The sequence below is a fragment of the Nocardiopsis sp. NPDC006198 genome (assembly GCF_040613895.1).
GTDB classification, from domain to species: domain Bacteria; phylum Actinomycetota; class Actinomycetes; order Streptosporangiales; family Streptosporangiaceae; genus Nocardiopsis; species Nocardiopsis tropica.
Genome location: NZ_JBEXSY010000030.1, coordinates 1 through 20578 on the forward strand (window position 1 = coordinate 1; position 20578 = coordinate 20578).

The 20578-nt window shown below is 73.1% G+C and carries 24 protein-coding genes; 10 read left to right on the forward strand and 14 right to left on the reverse strand.

The window, feature by feature from the left end:
• Positions 1-167: 167 nt before the first annotated feature.
• The 6 genes from ABZ234_RS20205 to ABZ234_RS20230 all read left to right on the forward strand — a co-directional run bounded on the left by ABZ234_RS20205 (position 168) and on the right by ABZ234_RS20230 (position 4749).
• A complete protein-coding gene (locus tag ABZ234_RS20205) occupies positions 168-899 on the forward strand; it encodes an ABC transporter permease (protein ID WP_355013093.1) in 732 nt (243 codons plus the stop codon).
• Positions 896-1762 (forward strand): ABC transporter permease, encoded by an 867-nt coding sequence (locus ABZ234_RS20210; protein ID WP_267947528.1) that lies wholly within the window; start codon positions 896-898, stop codon positions 1760-1762. The genes ABZ234_RS20205 and ABZ234_RS20210 overlap by 4 nt, the downstream gene beginning before the upstream one ends.
• The gene (locus ABZ234_RS20215; protein ID WP_267947529.1) at positions 1759-2577 is read left to right on the forward strand and encodes an ABC transporter ATP-binding protein; all 819 of its coding nucleotides are present in this window, start codon (positions 1759-1761) and stop codon (positions 2575-2577) included. Before ABZ234_RS20210 ends, ABZ234_RS20215 begins: the two co-directional genes overlap by 4 nt.
• The gene (locus ABZ234_RS20220) at positions 2543-2899 is read left to right on the forward strand and encodes a hypothetical protein (RefSeq protein ID WP_352983287.1); all 357 of its coding nucleotides are present in this window, start codon (positions 2543-2545) and stop codon (positions 2897-2899) included. Before ABZ234_RS20215 ends, ABZ234_RS20220 begins: the two co-directional genes overlap by 35 nt.
• A gap of 255 nt (positions 2900-3154) precedes the next feature.
• Positions 3155-3904 carry an SDR family oxidoreductase gene (locus ABZ234_RS20225; RefSeq protein WP_267947531.1) on the forward strand — a complete coding sequence of 250 codons (750 nt, stop codon included), beginning with the start codon at positions 3155-3157 and terminating at the stop codon, positions 3902-3904.
• Between the two features lie 329 nt (positions 3905-4233).
• Entirely contained in the window at positions 4234-4749 is a 516-nt protein-coding gene (locus ABZ234_RS20230) for a 2,4'-dihydroxyacetophenone dioxygenase family protein (RefSeq protein ID WP_267947532.1), read from the forward strand.
• A gap of 61 nt (positions 4750-4810) precedes the next feature.
• On the opposite strand, the gene lpdA is transcribed toward ABZ234_RS20230, so the two are convergent.
• Together lpdA and ABZ234_RS20240 are read right to left on the reverse strand one after the other, a co-directional pair.
• Positions 4811-6217 (reverse strand): dihydrolipoyl dehydrogenase, encoded by a 1407-nt coding sequence (gene lpdA / locus ABZ234_RS20235; RefSeq protein WP_352983283.1) that lies wholly within the window; start codon positions 6215-6217, stop codon positions 4811-4813.
• A 178-nt stretch (positions 6218-6395) separates the two neighbouring features.
• Positions 6396-7352: a VTT domain-containing protein gene (locus tag ABZ234_RS20240; protein ID WP_355013094.1), complete on the reverse strand. Its 957-nt coding sequence runs from the start codon at positions 7350-7352 to the stop codon at positions 6396-6398.
• A gap of 195 nt (positions 7353-7547) precedes the next feature.
• Between ABZ234_RS20240 and ABZ234_RS20245 the strand changes: the two genes are divergently transcribed.
• Positions 7548-8195: a dihydrofolate reductase family protein gene (locus tag ABZ234_RS20245; RefSeq protein ID WP_355013095.1), complete on the forward strand. Its 648-nt coding sequence runs from the start codon at positions 7548-7550 to the stop codon at positions 8193-8195.
• A gap of 67 nt (positions 8196-8262) precedes the next feature.
• On the opposite strand, the gene ABZ234_RS20250 is transcribed toward ABZ234_RS20245, so the two are convergent.
• On the reverse strand, positions 8263-10236 hold the full coding sequence (locus ABZ234_RS20250) for a hypothetical protein (RefSeq protein ID WP_355013096.1): 1974 nt from the start codon (positions 10234-10236) through the stop codon (positions 8263-8265).
• 199 nt (positions 10237-10435) lie between these two features.
• Positions 10436-11551, reverse strand: coding sequence for a winged helix DNA-binding domain-containing protein (locus tag ABZ234_RS20255; RefSeq protein ID WP_355013097.1), 1116 nt, complete (start codon positions 11549-11551; stop codon positions 10436-10438).
• An 81-nt stretch (positions 11552-11632) separates the two neighbouring features.
• On the opposite strand from ABZ234_RS20255, the gene ABZ234_RS20260 reads away from it, so the two are divergent.
• The gene (locus ABZ234_RS20260) at positions 11633-12229 is read left to right on the forward strand and encodes a GNAT family protein (RefSeq protein WP_355013098.1); all 597 of its coding nucleotides are present in this window, start codon (positions 11633-11635) and stop codon (positions 12227-12229) included.
• A 93-nt stretch (positions 12230-12322) separates the two neighbouring features.
• Here ABZ234_RS20260 and ABZ234_RS20265 read toward each other — a convergent pair whose 3' ends face one another.
• From ABZ234_RS20265 to ABZ234_RS20280, 4 genes are all read right to left on the reverse strand, one after another.
• Complete coding sequence (locus ABZ234_RS20265; RefSeq protein ID WP_267947538.1) at positions 12323-13876, reverse strand: tripartite tricarboxylate transporter permease; 1554 nt, start codon at positions 13874-13876, stop codon at positions 12323-12325.
• Positions 13877-14452, reverse strand: coding sequence for a tripartite tricarboxylate transporter TctB family protein (locus ABZ234_RS20270; RefSeq protein WP_344184056.1), 576 nt, complete (start codon positions 14450-14452; stop codon positions 13877-13879).
• A complete protein-coding gene (locus ABZ234_RS20275) occupies positions 14449-15441 on the reverse strand; it encodes a tripartite tricarboxylate transporter substrate-binding protein (protein ID WP_355013099.1) in 993 nt (330 codons plus the stop codon). Before ABZ234_RS20275 ends, ABZ234_RS20270 begins: the two co-directional genes overlap by 4 nt.
• Before the next feature lie 369 nt (positions 15442-15810).
• Positions 15811-16476 carry an ATP-binding protein gene (locus ABZ234_RS20280; RefSeq protein WP_355013100.1) on the reverse strand — a complete coding sequence of 222 codons (666 nt, stop codon included), beginning with the start codon at positions 16474-16476 and terminating at the stop codon, positions 15811-15813.
• 182 nt (positions 16477-16658) lie between these two features.
• Here ABZ234_RS20280 and ABZ234_RS20285 point away from each other — a divergent pair, with 182 nt between their 5' ends.
• Positions 16659-17564 carry a helix-turn-helix transcriptional regulator gene (locus ABZ234_RS20285; RefSeq protein WP_355013101.1) on the forward strand — a complete coding sequence of 302 codons (906 nt, stop codon included), beginning with the start codon at positions 16659-16661 and terminating at the stop codon, positions 17562-17564.
• Positions 17557-17751: a DUF397 domain-containing protein gene (locus ABZ234_RS20290; protein WP_355013102.1), complete on the forward strand. Its 195-nt coding sequence runs from the start codon at positions 17557-17559 to the stop codon at positions 17749-17751. Before ABZ234_RS20285 ends, ABZ234_RS20290 begins: the two co-directional genes overlap by 8 nt.
• Before the next feature lie 100 nt (positions 17752-17851).
• Here ABZ234_RS20290 and ABZ234_RS20295 read toward each other — a convergent pair whose 3' ends face one another.
• The 6 genes from ABZ234_RS20295 to ABZ234_RS20320 form a co-directional block, all read right to left on the reverse strand.
• Entirely contained in the window at positions 17852-18475 is a 624-nt protein-coding gene (locus tag ABZ234_RS20295) for a DUF4333 domain-containing protein (protein WP_355013103.1), read from the reverse strand.
• A gap of 133 nt (positions 18476-18608) precedes the next feature.
• Positions 18609-18941 carry a rhodanese-like domain-containing protein gene (locus ABZ234_RS20300; RefSeq protein ID WP_267947545.1) on the reverse strand — a complete coding sequence of 111 codons (333 nt, stop codon included), beginning with the start codon at positions 18939-18941 and terminating at the stop codon, positions 18609-18611.
• Positions 18938-19204 carry a hypothetical protein gene (locus ABZ234_RS20305; RefSeq protein WP_267947546.1) on the reverse strand — a complete coding sequence of 89 codons (267 nt, stop codon included), beginning with the start codon at positions 19202-19204 and terminating at the stop codon, positions 18938-18940. The genes ABZ234_RS20300 and ABZ234_RS20305 overlap by 4 nt, the downstream gene beginning before the upstream one ends.
• Positions 19201-19656, reverse strand: a complete 456-nt coding sequence (locus ABZ234_RS20310) for a hypothetical protein (RefSeq protein WP_267947547.1) — start codon at positions 19654-19656, stop codon at positions 19201-19203. Before ABZ234_RS20310 ends, ABZ234_RS20305 begins: the two co-directional genes overlap by 4 nt.
• 21 nt (positions 19657-19677) lie before the next feature.
• Positions 19678-20097, reverse strand: a complete 420-nt coding sequence (locus tag ABZ234_RS20315) for a MarR family winged helix-turn-helix transcriptional regulator (RefSeq protein ID WP_267947548.1) — start codon at positions 20095-20097, stop codon at positions 19678-19680.
• Between the two features lie 180 nt (positions 20098-20277).
• Positions 20278-20571, reverse strand: coding sequence for a hypothetical protein (locus ABZ234_RS20320; RefSeq protein WP_267947549.1), 294 nt, complete (start codon positions 20569-20571; stop codon positions 20278-20280).
• Positions 20572-20578: the final 7 nt, after the last annotated feature.

Here is a 20578-nt window from a genome sequence, read left to right on the forward strand (position 1 = left end):
ATCTTACCGGGGGTGAGGGAGCCGCCGTGCGTGCGGCGGCGTCCCCCCCCGCCGCCGGGGGGGCGCGCGCGCCCGCCCCCCCCCCCCGCGGCCGGGCGGCCCGGAGGGCCCGACGCGGCTCCGGGTCCGGGTTCGTCGGAGCGACGCTCTGGTTCACACTCCCGTTCGTGGTCCTGGTCGCCGTCTGGGCCGTGACCGTCGAGGTCACCGGCGTCCCCAGGCGGATCTTCCCGCAGGTGGACGACGTCGCCGCGGCCCTGGCCGACATGGCGGCGAGCGGTGAGCTCGCCAGGCACCTCGGCGCGAGCCTGTACCGGGTGCTCATGGGAAGCGCCATCGCCGTGGCGACCGGGCTCCCGTTCGGCATCGCCCTCGGCGCCAGCCCGGCCCTGTCCGCGTTCTTCTCCCCGCTGCTGCGGTTCTCCGTGGCGCTGGCGGGGATCGCGTGGATCCCCATCGCCACCCTGTGGCTGGGCTACGGCGACGGCGCCGTCATCTTCATCGTGTGGAACGCCATGTTCTTCGCGCTGGCCTACAACACGATGCTGGGGGTCCGGCGCATCCCCGCGACCCTGCTGCGCTCCGCCCGGTCCATGGGCGCGAGCCGGTGGCGGATGTTCTGGGAGGTGCTCCTGCCCGGGGCTCTGCCCAGCGTCGTCAGCGGCCTGAGGATCGGGCTCGGCTACGGGTGGCGCGGCCTGGTGGCCGCCGAGATCATCGCGAGCAGCGCCGGTCTCGGTTACGCGCTCTTCCTGGCCCAGAAGACCTTCTCCACGGACGTCATCATCGCCTCGATGGTCGTCATCGGCGTCCTGTGGCTGATCATGGACCGGCTCCTCCTGGCACCGCTGGAGAGGCGCACCATCGAGCGCTGGGGCATGACGGGAGGTGCGCGATGACCGCGACCCGCGAGAGGAACGCGTCCCCGGGCGCCCGGCCGCGGCCCCGCCGCGCACCCCTGGCCAGGCGGTTCTGGGCCAGGCTGTCCCGCAACAGCGCGTTCCGCACCCTCGGGCCGTTCGTGCCCGTCGTGGCCCTGTGGTGGCTGGTCGCCGAGGCCGGCGTCTTCCCGGACGCCTTCTTCGTCGGCCCCGACAGGGTCGTCGCCGAGGTCGGCGACCTGCTCCGCAAGGGCATCCTGCCCGGCTACCTGTCCGACTCCCTGACCCGGCTCGGCTACGGCGTCGGGTTCGGCCTCCTCATCGGCCTGCCGATGGGGTTCCTGACCGCGATGTCCCTGAGGGTCCGCAAGGCCGTCTGGCCGATCCTGCTGTTCTTCCAGGCCATCGCGGACATCGCCTGGCTGCCGATCGTGATCGTGTGGTTCGGCTTCAGCCTGACCTCCGTCACCTTCGTCATCGTGTACACGATCGTCTTCCCGCTCATGCTCAGCGTGGTGGCGGGGGTCGAGCAGGTGCCGGGCGAGCTGGTCCGCGCGGCCCGCAGCCTGGGCGCCGGCCGCGTCCGGGTGTTCGTGGAGGTCATCCTCCCCGGGGCGCTGCCCGCGGTCGCGAGCGGTGTCCGCACCGGGCTCGGCTACGGATGGCGCGCGCTCGTGGCCGCGGAGATCATCGTGGGCACCAGCGGTATCGGATTCATGATGTTCGACGCCCGCAGGGTCGGCGACGTCAGCCAGGTCTTCCTCGGCATGATCGTGCTCGGGGTCCTCTGGTACATGCTCGACGCGCTCATCCTGGCGCCGTTCGAGAAGGCCACCGTCGAACGGTGGGGGATGGTGCGAAGCATGGAGGGTGACGGATGACCGCACTGGTGATCGAGAACCTGAACAAGGTCTACACCGACGCCTACTCGGGGGAGGAGGTCACCGCGATCGGCGACGTGTCCTTCACCGTGGAGCGCGGTGAGTTCGTCTCCGTCCTCGGCCCCAGCGGCTGTGGCAAGACCACGGTCCTGAACACCGTCGCGGGCTTCGTCGAGCCCACCGGCGGCGTGGTCGAGGTGGACGGGAGCCCGGTCTCCGCCCCGGGGCCCGACCGGGGGGTGGTGTTCCAGAGCCACGCCCTCTTCCCGTGGAAGACCGTGCTCGGCAACGCCGTGTTCGGCCTGCGCATGAAGGGCGTGCCGCGCGCCGAGCGCGAGCGCCGGGGCCGGGAGTACCTGGAGCTGGTCGGACTGGGCGGGTTCGAGCGCAAGTACCCGCACGAGCTGTCCGGCGGCATGCAGCAGCGGCTCGGCGTCGCCCGGGTCCTCGCGAACGAGCCCGCGGTGATGCTCATGGACGAGCCGTTCGCGAGCATCGACGCGCAGACCCGGCGCAGGCTCCAGGAGGACCTGACCCGGATCTTCGAGGAGCGGAGGCCGACGGTGTTCTTCGTGACACACGACATCGACGAGGCGGTGTTCCTCTCCGACCGGGTGGTGGTCCTCTCCGGCAGGCCGAGCACGGTCCAGGAGATCGTCACGGTGGACCTCCCCCGTCCGCGCACCTGGCGCGAGGCGGTGGACCTCCCGGAGTTCCGGGACAAGGTCGCCCGGATCAACGACCTGCTCTCCGGCGGGGCCGGGACGGGGGGTGGGGCCCGTGTCGACTCGGACAGCCCCGTCGACGTGGTCTAGGGCCCTCAGGAGCGCGACCCTGCGCAGGATCGCCGTGGTGGTCCTGGCGGTGCTCCTCTACCAGGGGTGGCTCGGGTTCCAGGCGATCGGCAAGGCCGAGCCGGGGCTGGGCGACGCCCCCGACGAGCGCGGCAGGTTCGACGTGGACGTGGTCCTCGGGTTCGTGCCCGAGCGGTACCACATCCTCCAGCTCCAGAACCACGGGCGTATCGCGGGCACCGACGACACCGTCGTCCACCTGCGCGGCGTCTCGCCCGCGGGGGTGGACGCCCTGGCGCGCGAGTACTGGATCGAAGCCCTGGTCGCCCCCGAGCCCGAGTAGGCCCCCGCGAACCGCCGGCGCCGTCCACGCCGGCGGCTCCGGCGGGCGGGGGACCGGCGGCCCCGGCCAGCCCCGACCACAACCACATCGACGTCGAGAGACACCCGGCACCCGCGGCGGTACCGGGCTCCCAGTGGACCGCTGTCGCGGGGGCTCCCCCCTCGGCGGCGCCCCGGGGACCACCCGTCCAGAACCAGAGACCGAGTCCACACCCCACGCCGGCGGCCACCCGCCGGCCGCAGAGTCGGAGGAGCCATGGAAGGCCAGCAGCCGGGCCCCGCAGGGAGCCGGGGCGACGCGCACCGCCCCCGCACGGTCGTCGTCGTCGGCGGCACGAGCGGTATCGGCGCGGCGATAGCGGAGCGGTTCGTCGAGCGCGGCGACCGGGTCGCCGTCGGCGGACTGCGGGCCGGCGACGCCCCGCCGGCGCTCCGGGGGGGTGCCGCGGTCACCGAGGTCGACGTGACCGGCGGCGACGCCCTGGAGGACTACCTGGGCGGGTTCCCGGAGATCGACGCGCTGGTCAACGCGGTCGGGATCATCCGGCGCGGCGACGAGTTCGACCCGGCCGTGTTCGCGCGCGTCGTGGAGGTCAACCTGACGTCCGTGATGCGCTCGTGCGTGGCGGCCCGCCCGGCGCTGGCCGCCTCGGGCGGGTGCGTGGTCAACATCGCGTCGATGCTGAGCTACTTCGGCGGACCGCTGGTGCCCGGCTACAGCGCGAGCAAGGGCGGCATCTCGCAGCTCACGCGGTCGCTCGCCGTCGCGTGGGCGCCGGAGGGCATCCGCGTCAACGCGGTCGCGCCGGGGTGGATCAGCACCGACCTGACCGCCGGGATCCGCGAGAACGACGAGGCCCAGGCGCGCATCCTCGACCGGACGCCGATGGGCCGCTGGGGGCGTCCGAGCGAGGTCGCGGGCGCCGTGGACTTCCTGTGCGGACCCGACGCCGGGTTCGTGACGGGCGCGGTCGTGCCCGTGGACGGGGGGTACCTGGCGGCCTGACCGGGAACGGGCGCCCACCGGGCCACGGCCCACCGCCCCTACCGGCCACGCAGGCCGCACAGGTCACACAGGCCCCACAAGACCACCCACCGGATCGCGGGCGCACGCGCCCGCGCCCCACGGGGCGGCGCGGCCCTACGACCGCGCCCCACAGACGCCCTGGGGAGCTCCCACCGTCACCGGTCACCCGGTGGGGCGGGGCGGACAGCTCCTCAGGTGCCTTTCACGAAGGAAGAACGGCAGGCGCCGCGACCAGGCGCAGCAGAGCAGGACCGGCCACACCGAGCCGCGCCGGCCCCAGGGCCGGACGGCACAGCAGGGAGGACACCGTGTCACCGAACGCCGCATCCGCCAACGAGCCCGTGCGCATCGCACCGTCGCCGGGCATCCCCGCCGAGATCGCGATCCCCGCGGTCCCCGAGGACCCGCGCATGTGGGTCCCGCAGGCGCCGAACGTCTGGTTCCGTCCGCTGATGCTCAACACCGTCACGGGCCAGTGGTGCAACCTGCTCAAGGTCACCGCGTCCGGGATCGTGTCCCGGCACCGGCACCCCGGGGCCGTGTTCGGCTACGTCATCGAGGGCAAGTGGCACTACCACGAGCACCCCTGGGTGGCCGAGGCCGGGCACTTCGTGTACGAGCCGCCGGGCGAGATCCACACGCTCGCGGTCCCCGAGGACTGCGACCACATGGTCACGTTCTTCAACATCAGCGGGGCCATGGTCTACGTGGACGACGACGGCGTCCAGACCGGCTACGAGGACGTGTTCACCAAGATCGAGATGGCCCGCGCGCACTACGAGAGCGTGGGCCTGGGCAACGTCGTCGACGACCTGATCCGCTGACCGCGCGGCAGGGTCCCCCGCCGCCGCCCGGGGGCGCGGCGGGGGACCTCCGCGGGCGGGGCTACAGGTTGATCATGTGCCCGGAGAGGCCGTGCACGGCCTCCTTGACGGCCTCGCTGAGCGTCGGGTGCGCGTGGATGTTGCGCGACACCTCGTGGACGGTCAGGTCCCACTGCTGGGCCAGGGTCAGCTCGGGCAGCAGCTCGGTGACGTCCGGGCCCACCATGTGGGCGCCGATGATCTCCCCGTACTTGGCGTCGGAGAGCACCTTGACGAAGCCGCGGGTGTCGCCGAGCCCGTGCGACTTGCCGTTGGCCATGAACGGGAACTTGGCGACCTGGACGTCGTACCCGGCCTCGCGCGCCTCGTTCTCGGTGTAGCCGAAGCTGGCGATCTGCGGCTGGCAGTAGGTGGCGCGGGGGATGAACTTGTAGTCGATCTCCTGCGTCTCCGCGCCCGCGATGGTCTCGACGGCGACGATGCCCATGGCCTCGGCGGTGTGGGCCAGCATGAGCTTGGCGGTGACGTCGCCGATCGCGAAGATGTGCGGGACGCTGGTGCGGCCCCGGCCGTCGATGGCGACGGCGCCGCGCTCGGTGAGCTCCACGCCGGTCTTGTCGAGGCCGAAGCCCTCGACGTTGGGGGCGAAGCCGATGGCCTGGAGGAGCTTGTCGGCCTCCAGGGTCTGCTTCTTGTCGTCGGTGCCGGTGACGTGGACGCGGACGCCCTCGCCGGTGTCCTCGACCGACTCCACGCGGGTGGAGGTCATGACCTTCACACCGAGCTTCTTGTAGGCGCGGGCGAGCTCCTTGGAGACCTCCTCGTCCTCCAGGGGGACGAGGCGGTCCAGGAACTCCACGATCGTGACGTCCACGCCGTAGTTGGCCAGGACGTACGCGAACTCGACGCCGATGGCGCCCGCGCCCGCGATGACGATGCTCCCGGGCAGGTTCTCGTCGAGGATCTGCTGCTCGTAGGTGACGACCCGCTCGGACAGCTCCGTGCCGGGCAGCAGCTTGGTGGAGGAGCCCGACGCGATCACGGCGTGGTCGAAGGTGACGGTCTCGGTGGAGCCGTCGTCGCCGCGCACCTCGACCGTGTGGTCGTCGGTGAAGGTGCCGCGGCCGTCGATCTCGGTGATCTTGTTCTTCTTCATGAGGAAGTGGACGCCCTTGACGCGCCCGTCGGCCACCTCACGGCTGCGGCTGTGCGCCTTGCCGTAGTCGAACTCGACCTTGCCGTCGACCTTGATGCCGAAGAAGTCGGCCTCGTTGTTGAAGAGGTGGGCCAGTTCGGCGTTGCGCAGGAGCGCCTTGGAGGGGATGCAGCCCACGTTGAGGCAGACGCCGCCCCAGTACTTCTCCTCGATGACGGCGGTCTTGAGGCCGAGCTGGGCGGCGCGGATGGCCGCCACGTAACCACCCGGCCCCGCGCCGAGGACCACCAGATCGAAGTGTCGTTGTCCCATGACGGGATCTCCTTGAGTGTGTTTGTGACGCACCCAGCGCAGACGGCTTGCCCGGGGTGTCCGATTGCCGAACGCCAGCCTAGTCGCGTGAGGCCACCGGGTGTGTGACCAGGTCGGGACCGGTCGGGCGTTCGGGCGTCGCGGCTGGTCACAGGGGTGCCCCGGGGGGTTTCGCCCGTCAGGCGCGGGGTGCGGGGCCTTCGGCCCCGGCGAGCTCCCCGCCCGCGGGGGCCGCGGCGGAGCCGTCCTCGGCGCCGGTGGCGGCGGATTCCCCGGACCGCTCCCCGGCGGCCCCGGCGGCCCTCGCGGCCTCCTCGGCCCTGGCCTGGCGCATCTGCTTGACGACCGGGACGAACGCCATCACGAAGACGATCGCGAGCGTGACCCACAGGGCGTACCTGTCCACCGCCAGGACGATGTCCACCCCGGTCTGCCCCGCCGCGTAGCCGACGCCGGCGACCGTGGCCGTCAGGAGCAGCGCGCCGAGGGCGTCCAGCAGCAGGAAGGTCCGCAGGCGCATGCCGGTCCAGCCCGCGACGACGTAGACGAAGAGGGCGGGCACGCCCGGGAGGTAGGAGAGCGGCATCGCTGCCCGGATGATCCAGGGGTTCATGTCCTCGGCGCGGTCCGCGAACCGCTGCGCCTTGTCGCCCTGGGCGATGAGGTTGACGAAGCCCCGGCCCCAGCGCCTGCCCACCCACCAGAAGAGCCAGTCGACCTTGACCTTGCCGACGACGCCCGCGAGCACCACCAGCCACAGGGGGATCTCCCCGATGCGGGCGAAGGCCGAGGCCGCGCCGATCGCCGCGTTGCTGCCGGTCACGAACGCGAGGCCGACGGGGTGTTCGGCGATCAGGAAGGGCTTCAGCGGGGTCAGCGCCATGAAGAACAGGGGGATCGCGACGACCGTGAACAGCAGGGCCTTGTCCTGGCGGGTCGCCTTGCCCTTCCAGGGCTTCATGGCCCGCAGGACCTCCATCGCCTCCTCCTGCTTGCGCTCCTTCTCGATCTGCTCGGCGGTTCTGCCGTCGGCCTCGTCGGAACCCGCGCCGGGGGTCGCGTCAGGGGCTCCCGCCGCCGTGCCGGGGGCGGGGCGGTCCGGGTTCCCGGAGGTGTGCTTCTGCGTGGTCGCCATGGACCAAGGATCCCCTGCCGGACGGGCGGCCCGGAAGTCGTAGGAGTCACGGCGTCCGTGTGAGAGCTGCAACCGGTCGCCGATGACAAGTGTCATGTGCGGTACCGGCTCCCGCCGGTGGTCGCGGACACCGCGATGAGTTTCGCCCGTCCGGCGGGTCCGTACCAGCGGTGTCGACGACAGCAGGAGGAGCACATGCCGCAGTTGCTGAGGGTCCAGAACTTCAACGTCTCGGCCGACGGGATCGGCGCCGGCGAGCGCCAGGGCCCCGACAGGCCGTTCGGCGACGTCGACCGGCCCGAGAGGCTGTTCGCCTGGGCCGGGGCCACGGAGCACTGGCCCAACCGCACCGAACCCGGGGGGAGCCGGGGGCTGGACGACTACTTCACACGGGACTTCGCCCGCAACATCGGCGCCGAGATCATGGGCCGCAACAAGTTCGGGCCCCAGCGCGGGCCCTGGGCCGACCACGAGTGGCGCGGCTGGTGGGGCGAGGAGCCGCCGTTCCACACCCCGGTGTTCGTCATGACCCACCACGGGCGTCCTTCGTTCACGCTCTCCGACACCACGTTCCACTTCGTCGGCGGGGAGCCCGCCGAGGTCCTCGCGCGGGCGCGGGAGGCGGCGCAGGGCAGGGACGTCCGGCTCGGCGGCGGGGTCTCCACGATCCGGCAGTTCCTGGACGCCGACCTCGTCGACACCATGCACGTGGCGGTCTCGCCGGTGGAGCTCGGCTCCGGCCTCCGGCTCTGGGAGTCGCCCGACGAGCTGCTCGACCGGTTCCACCTGGAGGTCGTGCCCAGCACGAGCGGGGTGGTCCACCACCTGTTCTGGAGGCGGTGACCGCGCCTTCCGGCGGCGGGGCCCGTGGAGGGCCCCGCCCCGGGCCGGTGGGCCGTGGCGGTCGCCCTCAGCGCTCGGGCGGCGTGGGCCACTTCCAGCCGGGAGCCCACGACCAGCTGTCCGAGACGCCCGGGGGCATCGGCGGCAGCAGGTGCGCGCCCGGCGGGCGGCGGGAGCCGTCCTGCTCGGACGGGGCCCCGTCCCCGTCCCCGACAGGGTCGGGGGCGGGTGGCGGCGGGTCCGACTCCCACGAACCGGGGTCGAACGCCTCCTGCGCCCCGGGCGCCTCCGGGGGGCCGGGGACGGCGGGAGGCGGCGGGTCGGCGGCCCACCCGAACGGCTCGGATCCGTCGCGGGCCCCGGCCGGTTCCGGGCCGTCGGGGGCGCCGTCGTACGAGGAGCCGTTGCGGAACCCGAAGCGGTCGCCCTCGCCCGGCTCGAACCGGCCGGCGGACTCGTCGCGCAGCCCCAGTTCGTCACGGGCCCCGGGCGGATCCGCGGGCGCGCCGCCGCCGAAACCGCCCGTACGCCCCTGCGGCGCCTCCCACGGGTCGGACGAGGTCGGCGTGCTCGGCGGCGAACCGAACAGCGGGTCGTCGTCCTCCCCGTGGTCGGGTTCCGGGGAGGACGCGCGGCCGTAGTCGTCGCGGAACTCCGGCGGCAGCTCCCACCGGTCCTCCGAAGGGGGAGCGGACGCGGACGACGGGTCCCCTGGCCAGAGCGAGTCCCCGCCCTCGAAGGGGGCCGCGTCCCCGGCAGGGACGTCCGCCCGCGCCGGGCGGTCGTCGGCGTCCCCGCCCGCGGTTCCGGCGGGGTCGGCGGCGCCCGTGGCGAAGGGGTCCTCCCGCAGGCTCTCCGGGTCCAGGGCGGCGAACGCCGCCGACATCGGTCCGGAGTCCACCTCGGCGTAGTGCGCGGCCACCCCGAAATGGCGCGGGGGCCTGCGGTGCGTGCCGGTGTCCTCGTTCTCGATCGGCGGCGCCAGCGGGTGGCGCACCGACCCCGCGGGGTGCATCCGCGCCCACCAGGCCGCCGCCTCGTCGTGGCGCAGCTCCGCCACGACCTCCAGTGAGCCGGGGATGTGCGGGTGCCTGCGCCCCGCCCTCCACGAGTGCGTGAGCGTCTGGGGCTCCAGGACCAGCACGCGTTCGCCGTCGACCACCGGGATGTCGCCGGGCAGGGCCTCGTTGCCGACCCACTCGCCGTTGCCGCCGACCAGGTCCCACTCGCCGCGCACGACGTCCGCGAGGGGGTCGGCGGGGGTGTCCAGGCACGCGGAGGTCCACCGCGGGTCGGGCCGGGTGCCGGGGACGAGGCGGCCCTCCTTGCCGATGAGCGCGTCCGCGAGGAGGGTGTGCAGCTGGAAGTTGTCGCCGATGCCGTCGAAGCGCACCCGGAAGCCGCGCCACGAGGCGCGGTCGAGCACGAGCACGGTGTCGGCCTCGGCCATCCGCAGGAGTTCGCTCACCTCGGCGAACTCGGTGAGCTGGGTGGAGAGGGCCCGGGTGATCTGGCTGAGCCCGTCCAGGGCGCTGGTGTCGGCGCGCACGGCGGCGCGCACCCCGGGGTCGCCGAGCATGGCCTTGGCCGCCAGGCCGTAGCGGAGGGAGGTCCACCAGCCGACGGTGGCCAGGGGCGCGTTGTCGCCGAGGACCTCCTCGACGCGCTGCTCCTCGGGTTCGGACACGTCGGCGGGGGCGGGGAGGGGGCCGCCGCCGGTCTTGTCCCAGGCGTGCATGAACGCCACCGCGGCCTGACCGTAACTTCCGAGCTGTCGGAGTACCTCCAGTCCCACCTCTCCCGCGGGGGCGCCGGACTCGACCAGGGCCCCCGCCAGGACGGAGAGGTCGGCGGCGATGCCCGCGACCCGTTCGGAGTCGCCGAGCACGGGGGCGAGCGCCTCCAGTGCGATCGCGAGTTCTTCCTTGGACACCTGCGAGGACAGCCGGAACACGTCGTGCACGGCTGCCGGGAACCCGGGGGCCTGGCTGGCGGCGGTGTCGAGCACCCGTTGGAACGCGGCGCGGAACTCATCAGTCACCCGTGAATCCTTCCATACCCGCACGTTGTGTCCGTGGTCGCCCACGTGCGTGGATAGCGGGCTTCCCGGCCCGTCCCCGCTGGTTCGTGCGGCGGTCGCGCGGTGTCCGCCCGGATCGGAGGCGGGGCTCCCCGGCCGGGTCCGTTCGGAGGCCGCAGGGGGGTCGCGCGGAGGGTGTTCGGAGGGTGTCCGAAGGCACTCAGGCCGTCGGGGCGAACCGCACCTCGTGCCCGCCCCGGTCCGCGGCGAGGAACCGCAGCATCCGCAGCCCCTCCGCCTCCACCTCGTCGCGGTCGGCCCCGCTGATCGGGGCGAACGGGACCACCTCGACGGCGGCGTTCCGACCGGTCCGCACGACCTTCCAGGAGGCGCGCACCTCCCCGTCGACCAGCACGGTCGCGGGCGGCATCCCGTTGCGGGAGGTGAGCCGCCCGAGGTCCTCGTCGGAGACGACCCGGCTGCGGTCGGCGTGCCCGCGCAGCAGGTTGTCGAAGTCGTACAGCAGGCGGACCGGCGCGGCGGTGTCCCCGTCGGGGCGCGGTGCGTCGGGGAGGTCGAACAGCTCCTTGCCGTCCTCCCCCCGCAGGACCACGAGCCTGCCGCGCAGGCGGTCGAACACCTCGCCCAGCCGGGTCAGCCCGGACCACGCCTGCGCGTCCATCACCCCGGCGGGCCCGAACGCGGCCAGGTAGCGCAGCACCATCCCCTCCGGGTCCGGCGCGGCGTCCATGGGCAGCCCCGTCCAGGTGTCGGCGGGGGCGAGCACGGCCGGGCCGGAGGCGCCCCACACGCCGCGCGGCGGGATCTGGAGCACGGGCAGGCGGGCCTTGACGACCTGTGCCAGGTGGGCGCCCTCCACATCCGGCCACCGCTCGTTGAGCCGGGCGCCGAGCGCGCGCAGGCCGAGCGGGGCGCGGGTGAGGATCTCGTACCCGGCCGCCGCGACCTCGTCGGGGTCCAGCCCCCGTGCGGCCCGGCCGTGCGTGCTGTGCGCGAGCACCCGGTCGACGCCGGGTTGGACGGTCGGGCGGAGGAACCGGCAGTCCTCGGGGGTGACCAGGTGGAGGGTGCCGCGCATGAGCGTGACGCGGACGAGCGCGCCGTCGGTGAGGAGGCGGCCGACCGTCTCGGGGGCCAGGCCCTCGATCCGGTTCTCCAGCCCGGCGTACCAGGTGTGTGTGGTCTGCGCCTGGAGCCCGGCGAGGCGGGTGACCACGTCGGTGACCGGCAGGTCCACCCGCCGCAGGAGGAGCTGGCGGTCCAGGGTGGCGCGGTTGAGCGCCCGCCGGGAGATGACGGTGCGGGTGGTGGCCATCGCTCGGCTCCTCCGGGGTCCGGTTGGTGGTCGAACACTACAATCCGGCACGGACACACCGGTCGGAGCAGGGGAGGGCGCATGTCGTGGACCGAGAGGTCGAGGGTGCGGCTGGAGAACGGGCACGTGTCGCTCGCGCCGGTCGTGGAGGCCGACAGGGAGGGGTGGCGCGCGCAGGCGCTCGACCCCGACATCTGGACGTACTTCGTGACCAGGGTGGACGACGAGGCGGGCTTCGAGGAGTTCTTCGACTCCTACCTGGCCGCGAGCGACGCCGGCAGGCGTACGACGTTCACGGTCACCGACCTGGCGAGCGGGCGCGTGGCGGGCAGCATGAGCTACGGCAACCTCGCGGAGAAGGACCTGCGCCTGGAGGTCGGCAGTTCGTGGCTGGGCCGCGACTTCCGCGGCCGGGGCGTGAACCACTGGGCGAAGTTCCTGCTCATGCGGCACGCGTTCGAGGGGATGGGCGCGGAGCGGGTGGAGTTCAAGACCGACGTGCTCAACGAGCGGGCCCGCCGGGGCCTGCGCGCGGTCGGCGCGACGGAGGAGGGCGTGCTGCGCTCGTACAACGTCATGCCGGGCGGGCGGCGCCGCGACGCCGTGTACTACTCGGTGCTGCGCGCCGAGTGGCCGGACGTGCGGGCCCGCCTGGAGGGGGGACCGCGCTCCCGGTAGGCCCTGCGGCCCGCGGCTCCCGCCGACCCCGCGCACGCGGCGGCGGCGCGGACCGGGGTCCGCGCCGCCGCCTTGCGAGGGGTCGGGGAGGGGTCAGCCGCGGCCGGCCTCCACCGGTGGGGCGGCCCTGCCCGCGGCCCGCCGGGCGCGGAGCCGGCCGACGGCCACGACCAGGCCGATCGCCAGGAGCAGCCCGTAGATCCCCAGGGTGATCCCGCCGTCCACGAGCACCGACACGTCACCCTGGCCCACGGCCAGTGCGCGGCGCAGCTCGGTCTCGGCCACCGGTCCCAGGACGACCGCGATCAGCACCGGGGCCAGCGGGATGTCGAAGCGGCGCATCATCAGCGCCACCAGACCCAGGATCAGCATCAGCCACAGATCCACCATGGAGGAGGCGGCCGCGTACACGCCCAGGGACGAGAACACGGCGATACCGGCGTACATGTACGGCTTGGGGACCAGCAGCAGCTTCGCCCACAGCGGCGCGAAGGGCAGGTTCAGGATGAGCAGCATGACGCTGCCGATGAACAGGCTGGCCAGGAGTGCCCACACCAGGTCGGCGTTGCGCTCGAAGAGCAGCGGGCCGGGCTGCATGCCGTACTGCTGGAAGGCGGCGAGCATGATCGCCGCCGTGGCCGAGGTGGGCAGCCCCAGCCCCAGCAGGGTGCCCATCGCGGTGCCCGCCGTGGCGCTCGCGGCGGCCTCCGGGGCGGCCACGCCCTCGATCGCCCCGTTGCCGAACTCGTCCTCGCCGGTGCCGCGCCGGGCGCGCCGCGCGGCGAGCTTGCGCTCGGCGCCGAAGGCCAGGAAGGTCGGGATCTCCGAGCCGCCCGCCGGGATCGACCCGAACGGCAGGCCGAACAGGGTGCCGCGCATCCAGGCCGGGAAGGTGCGCCGCAGGTCGGCGCGGCCCAGCCACGGAGTGCCGGCGCGTCGCAGGGAACCGCCGACCCCGCCGCCCGCGTGGGCGGTGGCGGCCACGTGGAACACCTCGCCGACGGCCAGCAGCGCCACGGTCACGGTGATGATGCTGAAGCCCTCGAAGAGCTGGGGGACGCCCAGGGTGAAGCGCTCGGCCCCGCTGAGGCTGTCGATGCCCACCATCGAGATGGCCAGGCCGATGCCCAGGGCGATCAGGCCGCGTACGGCCGAGTTCGAGACCACGGCGGACGTGGCGACGAACGCGAAGACCGTGAGCGCGAAGTACTCGGCCGGACCGAATCGGAGCGCCAGCTCCACGATGACCGGGGAGAAGAACGCCACCAGCGCCGTGGACACGATCGCGCCGATGAAGGCTCCGATCGCCGCCGTGGCCAGCGCCTGCGGCGCCCGCCCGCGCCTCGCCATCTTGTGCCCCTCGATGGCGGTGGCGATGGCCGAGGCCTGCCCGGGCGTGTTCATGAGGATGGCGGCGGTCGAGTCGCCGAACAGCCCGCCGTAGTAGACGCCGGCGAACATGATGAACGCGCCGGTGGGGTCGAGGTGGAAGGTGACCGGGAGCAGCAGCGCGACGGCCATGGAGGAGCCCAGGCCGGGCACCACGCCCACGGCGGTGCCGAGGACGACGCCCACCAGGGCCAGGAAGAGGTACTCGGGGCTCAGCGCGTTGGCGAACCCCGCCATGAGGTTGTCGACGACGTCCATCTAGAAGATGCCTCCGAGGATTCCGGCCGGCAGGTTCAGGCCGAGGCCGGCGACGAAGGCGAGCTGGATGAGGGAGGAGAACGTCAGGGACAGCACCGCGTCGAACAGGAGGCGGCGGCTGCCCAGGGCGTAGGCGATCCCGAAGAACAGCAGCGCCGCGGACAGGAGCCAGCCCACCGGCTGGAGGATGGCGATGAACACCGTCATCGTGGCGACGACGATGCCCAGGCAGCGCCAGTCGATGCGCACGGGCGCGTCCTCGCCGGTCTCGGCGGCGTCGGCGCCCGGGGCCTGCTCGGCGGCCTGCGCGGGGCGGGCCGGCCGCAGGACGACCTGCACGGCCAGGGCGAGGCCGACGGCGCCCATGAAGACCGCGACCAGGGTCGGGAAGAAGCGCGGGCCGGGCGGCTCGGTGCCGGTCGGCACGGGGATGGCGGCGGTCTGCACGGCGATGAACCCGGCGATGCCCAGCACCAGGGCGGCGACCAGCAGTTCGGACCTGCCCTGCCACCAGGGCGGCCGGGGCGGGGCGTCGGGCTCCGTGGCCCGTGCGGGGGTGGTGGCGTCGGTACTCAAGACAGGCCCAGTTCTTCGGTGATGGTGTTGATGCGCTCGGTCTCCAGGGCGAGGAACTCCTCGAACTCCGCGCCGGTCTGGAAGGTGTCGTCCCAGCGGTTGCGCTCCAGGGTCTGCGCCCACTCCGGGGTGTCGTGCATCTCGGTGACGATCTCGGTCAGCTCGGCCCGCTCGGCCTCGGTGATGCCGGGAGGGGCCACGAGGCCGCGCCAGTTGGGCAGGACCGCGTCGATGTCCTGCTCGGCCAGCGTCGGGACGTCGATGCCCTCGACGCGCTCGTGCGCGGAGACGCCCAGGGCGCGCACGTTGCCCGCCTCGATCTGGTCGCTGAACTCGTTGAAGCCGCTGATGCCGACGTCGACGCTGCCCGACAGCAGCGAGGTCAGCGCCTCGCCGCCGCCGGAGAAGGCGATGTAGTTGACGTCGCGGGGATCGACGTCGACCTCGGAGGCGACGAGTCCGGCCAGCAGGTGGTCGGTGCCGCCCAGGGAGCCGCCGCCGATCGCCGTGCCGCCCGGGTCCTCGCGCCAGGCCTCGGCCAGGTCGCCCATGTCCTGGTAGGGGGAGTCGGCGGGGACCACGATCACCTCGTAGTCGTCGGCCAGCCGGGCGATGGGGGTGACGTCCCGGAGGTCGTGCGAGGAGTTGTTGACGATGATGCTGCCGATCATGACCGTGCCGGTCACCATCAGCGTGTTGGCGCGGCCCTCCTGGCGGACCGCCTGCGCGAGCCCGATGGTGCCGCCCGCGCCGGGGACGTTGACGACCTGGTTGTTGGCGACGATGCCGCCCTCGCGGAGGGCGTTCTGCCCCTCGCGTCCGACCAGGTCCCAGCCGCCGCCGGGAGCGGCGGGCACGATGGTGGTGAGGCGGCTGCGCACGGCCTCGCCGCCGTCGCCGCCGGTCGACGAGGCGTTGACCGCCGCGGCGCCGATGACGACGGCCGCCGCGACCGCGCCGCCGACGCGCAGGATGCGCTGCATGCTCATGGGTTGGCTCTCTCCGTTGCTACCGGTCCGCGGCGCGTGCGGGCGCTCGCGGGCCGGCGGACCTCCCGAGGCGGGCAGTGGCGGCCGTTACACGTCTACGTGTCGCCGGTCGCATTTCGCTTCGGTTGCGTGAGCATGTCCTACGGATTGCCTGGAAGGATGACTTTTGGTCGTTTTGGACACAGTGGTTTTTTTGTTCGCCCCGGTCGGCGCCCACCGGTCGCGGGTGTGGCCCGGGGGCGCGGCGGCGTCCCGGTCGGGGCGGGGCCTCGCCGGGGCGGCGCCCGCGTCAGCCCCAGCCCGCCTCCCCGCCTCCCGTCGTCCTGCCTCCCGGGGCGTCCGTTCCGGGGGAGCGGCCGTTGCCCGCCCTCACCGGCCGCCACCGCTGTCGGAGGCGGGGGACGCCGGCCCGGGAGGCGCGGCTCCCACGGGCCCGGCGGTCCTCGTGGCCTCGGAGTTCCCGGCGACCCTGATGGTCCCGCGTGCCTCCGCGGCCCCGGGGGCGGAGGGGTGGCGCGCTGTGGGGGCTCCGGGGCGGTCCAGCTCGAACCACACGGTGGTCCGTCCGTCCTCGTGCAGCGTGCCCCACCGGTCGGACTGCAACGCGACCAGGCGCAGGCCCCGGCCGCCGACCCGGTCCGGGGCCAGGGGGCGCACGTGCGGGGAGGCGGCGCCCTCGGTGCGCGGTCCCTGGTCGGTGACCCTGACCTGGACCCGGCCCCGGAGCCGGTGCAGGGTGACGACGACCTCGCCGCCCTCGGCGCCGCTCAGCGAGTGGGTGATCGCGTTGTTGAACAGCTCCGAGGCGAGGCACTGGAGCAGTTCGGTGGACCGGGGCGGCAGCGAGGCGAGCGAGGCGAGCCGCCGGCGCAGGATCGAGGCCGTCTCCGGAACCCCCGCGAGGGTGAGGGAGTGGCCGATGCCCACGGGATCCGGTTCCACCAGGATGGCCGCGCGGTCGCGGGGATCGGTGGTCCTCCGGGGGAGGCGCGGAGGGGCGCCGCTCTCCACCTGGTTGTCCCGCCGTTGCTCCATACGGATCACTGATCCCACTTGAATCCCCGTTTCGGGGCCTCCGAAATGCGGGGCCCGAGAGTTCCCGACTGGTGGAGGGCCGGTTGTGAGCTGCCCTGACGTCGGCGGTGCGGATGGGGTCCGGCCCATAGGAAACACAATGGACCGTCCCGGCCGGGAGGGAAAGGGAAACAACCAGGTTGGTGCGCGATCAGGGAATCGGTTGTTGCCGGTTGCAGGTCTACGGCAGTGTGGTCCCACTGGTTTTCCCCTCGGGCGATCGGGCGGACATGGAGAAGAAGCGCGGCAAGGCCAAATGGCGCAAGGTGGGCGGTGAGCTGCGGGCACTGCGCACGGGTGCGAACCTGCGGCAGAAGGACGTGGCGCCCCACGCCGGGGTGGTTCCCGCCCAGGTGTCGGCGTGGGAGAACGGCATTCGGGGGATGAGCGCGGCGCAGGCGCTCGCCCTCGATCGCGCGCTCGATGCGAACGGCCGCCTCGTCCGGGTGTACGAGAATGCGGAAACGCCTGAAAATCTCCCAAAGTGGTACGAGCAGGTTCCCGAAATCGAACAGCGGGTTTCTGAGCTGAGGGAGTACCAGTGCCAGCTCGTCCCGGGGCTGATCCAGACGGACGCCTATGCCCGGGCGGCCATCAGGGACGCTCTGCCGTGGGCCTCCGACGCCGAGGTCAAGCAGATGGTCACATCCCGCACGGGCCGTCGGTCCCTCCTGGCGAAGGACGGCTCCCCACTGGTGACCATCGTGGTCGAGGAGTTCGTCCTGAGTCGTGCGATAGGGGGCGAAAGTATTCAGGCTGCCCAGCTGGATCGCGTGCTCGAGCTTGCGGAGAGGGGAAAGATCCGCTTCCAGGTCGTGCCGACGGATGTCCGGAACCACTACGGGACGGCCGGCCCGTTCCGGATCTACACCTTCCCCGACAGGCCGGCCCTGGCCTCGGCCGAGTACACGGCCGGCGAGGTGTTGATCGATGACCTGGATACCGTGCAGAAGTGCATGACCATCTTCGGTTTCCTGCAAGCCGAGGCGCTGCCGATGGCGGCCTCCGTCGAACTGGTCAGGAAGGTCAGGAAGGGCATTGATGATTGAGCATGGCCTCGACAGGCACGTGTGGCACAAGAGCAGCCACAGCTCGGGACAGGGAAGCTGTGTGGAGGTGGCGGAGGGGGAGCGGGTGCTGGTGCGTGACACCCGGAACCGCCCTCTCGGCCACGTCGAGTACACCGTCGGCGCCTGGTCCGACTTCCTCCGAGGTGTGAAGAGCGGGGCCTCCTAGGCCTGGATCACCGCGGCTGACCGGCGAGGCGGTCAACCGCGGTGGTCGTCGGGAGGCCGGTCCCCGGGCGGAGCCGCCCGGGGACCGGCCTCCCGCCTCCCTACAGGGGCGCGTCGTCCACCTGGATGTCCCACTGGACGTCGGTGCCCTCGACCGCGGTCGTCGTGACGGTCACCCCGTAGTTCGTGCCCCCGTCCACGAGGTTGCAGCGGATCTCGGCGCCCACCTCGGCGGGGAGGTCCTGGGAGCAGCTGAAGTCCTCGGGGGCGTGGCCGACCTGCTCGGCCAGCATCTCGCTGGACCTCTGGGCGACCTGGGCGGCGTCGACGGCGCCACCGCTCGCCCCGGCGGCCGGGGTCTCCTCCGCGGCCTCGTCCTCGACGGAGGCGTCGTCGGCCGTCTGCTCGTCGACCTGGACGTCCCACCGGACGTCGGAGCCGTCCACCGCCGTCGTCGTGACGGTCACGCCGAGGGTCTCGCCGCCGTTGGTCAACTCGCAGCGGATCTCGGCCCCCACCTCAGCGGGGAGGTCGTCGGAGCAGGTGAGGTCGTCGGGGGTCCGGCCGACCTCTTCGGCCAGCATCTCGCCGGACCTCTGGGCGACCTCTTCGGCGTCGACGGCGCCGGGGCCGCCGAAGCTGAAGGAGCAGCCGGTGGCCATGAGCAGGGGCAGGGCGCCCAGAACCGCTCCGGTGACGACTCGCTGACGTCTGGTCTGCCGCATCGCGGCCTCCTGAAGGTTGTGGGACCTGACGGGGGAACAGACCGGGCGAAAGCGGCGCCGGTTCCGTCGCGAAGCGCTTCGGTATTCTTCCGTGTCCTCGCGGGGGAGGGGTCGACCCCGGGGACACGACCGCTCACCGGTCGGTGAGCGGTCCGCCGGCAGCGCGCCAGTCCACGAGGCCGCGGCTCATGTTGACCGCGTCGAAACCGTACTCCACCAGCAGGTTCGCCGCTCCGGCCGACCGGATGCCTCCGGTGCAGAAGGTGATGAGCAGGCGGTCCTCGGGGAGTTCCACGGAGCGTTCGGGCAGCTGCTCCAGCGGCATGTGCACGGCCCCCGGGATGTGCGTCCGCCTCCACTCGAACTCGCGGCGCACGTCCACGACGAGCGCGCCCTCCGCGACGAGGCGGACCGCTTCGGCGGCGGTGACGGCCGGGGGACGGCGCAGGTAGTGTCGCAGGCTCACGGGTTCCGGGCCTCCCGTCGCACGTTGACCATGGTGAGCGGGCCGCTCAGCACCGGCACGAGCGCGCCGAGGCGGGTCCGCGTCGCCAGGCCGCCGCCGAGGAGCGCCGTGACGGCGGTGGCCAGGTAGAGCGCGCCGTGGGTCGGGCCGAGGACGCTCGCGACCGCGTCGTGGTGCACGGTGGCGAGGTTCAGCAGCAGCCCGAGGACGCTGACGAGTTCGAGTGCCGAGAGCACGGAGAGCGTGCGCAGCAGCGGGGTCACGAGTAGCTCGATCCGGGGCGCACGATCATGAGCACCACGACGACCACCCACAACAGGTTGAACAGGCCGGTCAGCATGCCCAGGCGTCGCAGGCGGGCGCCGTCGTCGGGGGAGCCGAGCGCCTCCCGCTGGAGCGGCGCGATCCGTAGGGCGAGCAGCGCGCCGGCGACGGCGGTGAGCACCATCGCGACGACGATCCAGATCTCGGTCGTGCGGCCCTGGACGAAGGCGAGGACGAGGCCGACGACCGGGACCGTGAGCGCCAGGACGCCGTAGACGCGGGTGATGCGGTGCAGCAGCCGGGCGGTGTCGGTGCTCCGCTCCGCCCGGTCCGCTCCCGCTGGTGCGGCGGTCACAGGCGCGTACCGGGGGAACAGGCTGGTGGTCACGGCCACGGGGCCGACGAAGAGAATGCCCGCCACGACATGGACGGACAGCAAGAAGGCTTCCATAACCTTCAGGCTACCTGAAGGTCAGTCGGGGCCCGACACCACCCGTGCCATCTGGACGCGCAGCGCCTCGGTCAGTTCGGGGTGCCGCTCGGCGAACTCCGCGTCGAGCCGTGACACCACCTCGGCGGCGCGGGCGAGCAGGGCCTCCCCCTCGGCCGTGACCCGCAGGCTCGACGCGGAGCCGGCGTGCGCGGTCCCGTCGTCGACGAGACCGGCTCGGACGAACGCGGCGACGGCGGAGTGGGCGCTCTGCACGGTGATCCGCGAGCGCCGGGCCAGCTCGCTGAAGGAGATGCCCGGGGTCCCGCGGACGTGTCCCAGGAGCCCGTACTTGCGGGTGGTCAGTCCGAGGGGCTTCAGGGCCTGGTTGAAGGAGGCCTCCCACACGCGGCCGACCGTGAGCAGGGCGACGGTGGGGCTGAAGGGAGGTGGTTCCGGCATGGGGCCAGGCTACCGGCCGGGGTTCGCGGATCGCGGGCGTCGTCGCGCGCGCCGGGCCGCGGGCCTGCGCGGACCTTTCCGGGGCCCTTCGTGCGGACGGACGGGGCCGCCGCCCGGAGGCGGCGGCCCGCGGTCCCGGCGGGGTCGCGGGACGCCGCCTTCCGGAACGCGGCCGGAGGATCAGCCGCCGTTCTCGTCCGCGGCGCGGCGGCGGGCCTCGCGACGGGCCGCCTGGCGGTTCCTGCGGTTCTCGGCCCGGTTCATCTCGCCCATCTCCCTCTTGGCTGCACGGCCGTTGGGGCCCAGGCAGCAGGTGATGCCGGCGCTGTGCTCCCACCGGCAGCGCGTGCCGGCGTCCTCCCGGGCCGGAGCGGGAGGCAGGTCGCAGCCGCCGTGGCGGTGATCGTGGACGGGCCTGGGGTCGTGCTCGGCACAGCGGACCCACACCGGCTTCGTCTTGTCCGTACGGGACATGGTTTCC

Coding starts and splice junctions, on each gene's coding strand:
- ABZ234_RS20210 (WP_267947528.1), top strand. CDS start 896: ATGACCGCGACCCGCGAGAGGAACGCGTCCCCGGGCGCCCGGCCGCGG.
- ABZ234_RS20215 (WP_267947529.1), top strand. CDS start 1,759: ATGACCGCACTGGTGATCGAGAACCTGAACAAGGTCTACACCGACGCC.
- ABZ234_RS20225 (WP_267947531.1), top strand. CDS start 3,155: ATGGAAGGCCAGCAGCCGGGCCCCGCAGGGAGCCGGGGCGACGCGCAC.
- lpdA (WP_352983283.1), bottom strand. CDS start 6,217: ATGGGACAACGACACTTCGATCTGGTGGTCCTCGGCGCGGGGCCGGGT.
- ABZ234_RS20240 (WP_355013094.1), bottom strand. CDS start 7,352: ATGGCGACCACGCAGAAGCACACCTCCGGGAACCCGGACCGCCCCGCC.
- ABZ234_RS20245 (WP_355013095.1), top strand. CDS start 7,548: ATGCCGCAGTTGCTGAGGGTCCAGAACTTCAACGTCTCGGCCGACGGG.
- ABZ234_RS20255 (WP_355013097.1), bottom strand. CDS start 11,551: ATGGCCACCACCCGCACCGTCATCTCCCGGCGGGCGCTCAACCGCGCC.
- ABZ234_RS20260 (WP_355013098.1), top strand. CDS start 11,633: ATGTCGTGGACCGAGAGGTCGAGGGTGCGGCTGGAGAACGGGCACGTG.
- ABZ234_RS20265 (WP_267947538.1), bottom strand. CDS start 13,876: ATGGACGTCGTCGACAACCTCATGGCGGGGTTCGCCAACGCGCTGAGC.
- ABZ234_RS20275 (WP_355013099.1), bottom strand. CDS start 15,441: ATGAGCATGCAGCGCATCCTGCGCGTCGGCGGCGCGGTCGCGGCGGCC.
- ABZ234_RS20280 (WP_355013100.1), bottom strand. CDS start 16,476: ATGGAGCAACGGCGGGACAACCAGGTGGAGAGCGGCGCCCCTCCGCGC.
- ABZ234_RS20290 (WP_355013102.1), top strand. CDS start 17,557: ATGATTGAGCATGGCCTCGACAGGCACGTGTGGCACAAGAGCAGCCAC.
- ABZ234_RS20295 (WP_355013103.1), bottom strand. CDS start 18,475: ATGCGGCAGACCAGACGTCAGCGAGTCGTCACCGGAGCGGTTCTGGGC.
- ABZ234_RS20310 (WP_267947547.1), bottom strand. CDS start 19,656: ATGGAAGCCTTCTTGCTGTCCGTCCATGTCGTGGCGGGCATTCTCTTC.
- ABZ234_RS20315 (WP_267947548.1), bottom strand. CDS start 20,097: ATGCCGGAACCACCTCCCTTCAGCCCCACCGTCGCCCTGCTCACGGTC.
- ABZ234_RS20320 (WP_267947549.1), bottom strand. CDS start 20,571: ATGTCCCGTACGGACAAGACGAAGCCGGTGTGGGTCCGCTGTGCCGAG.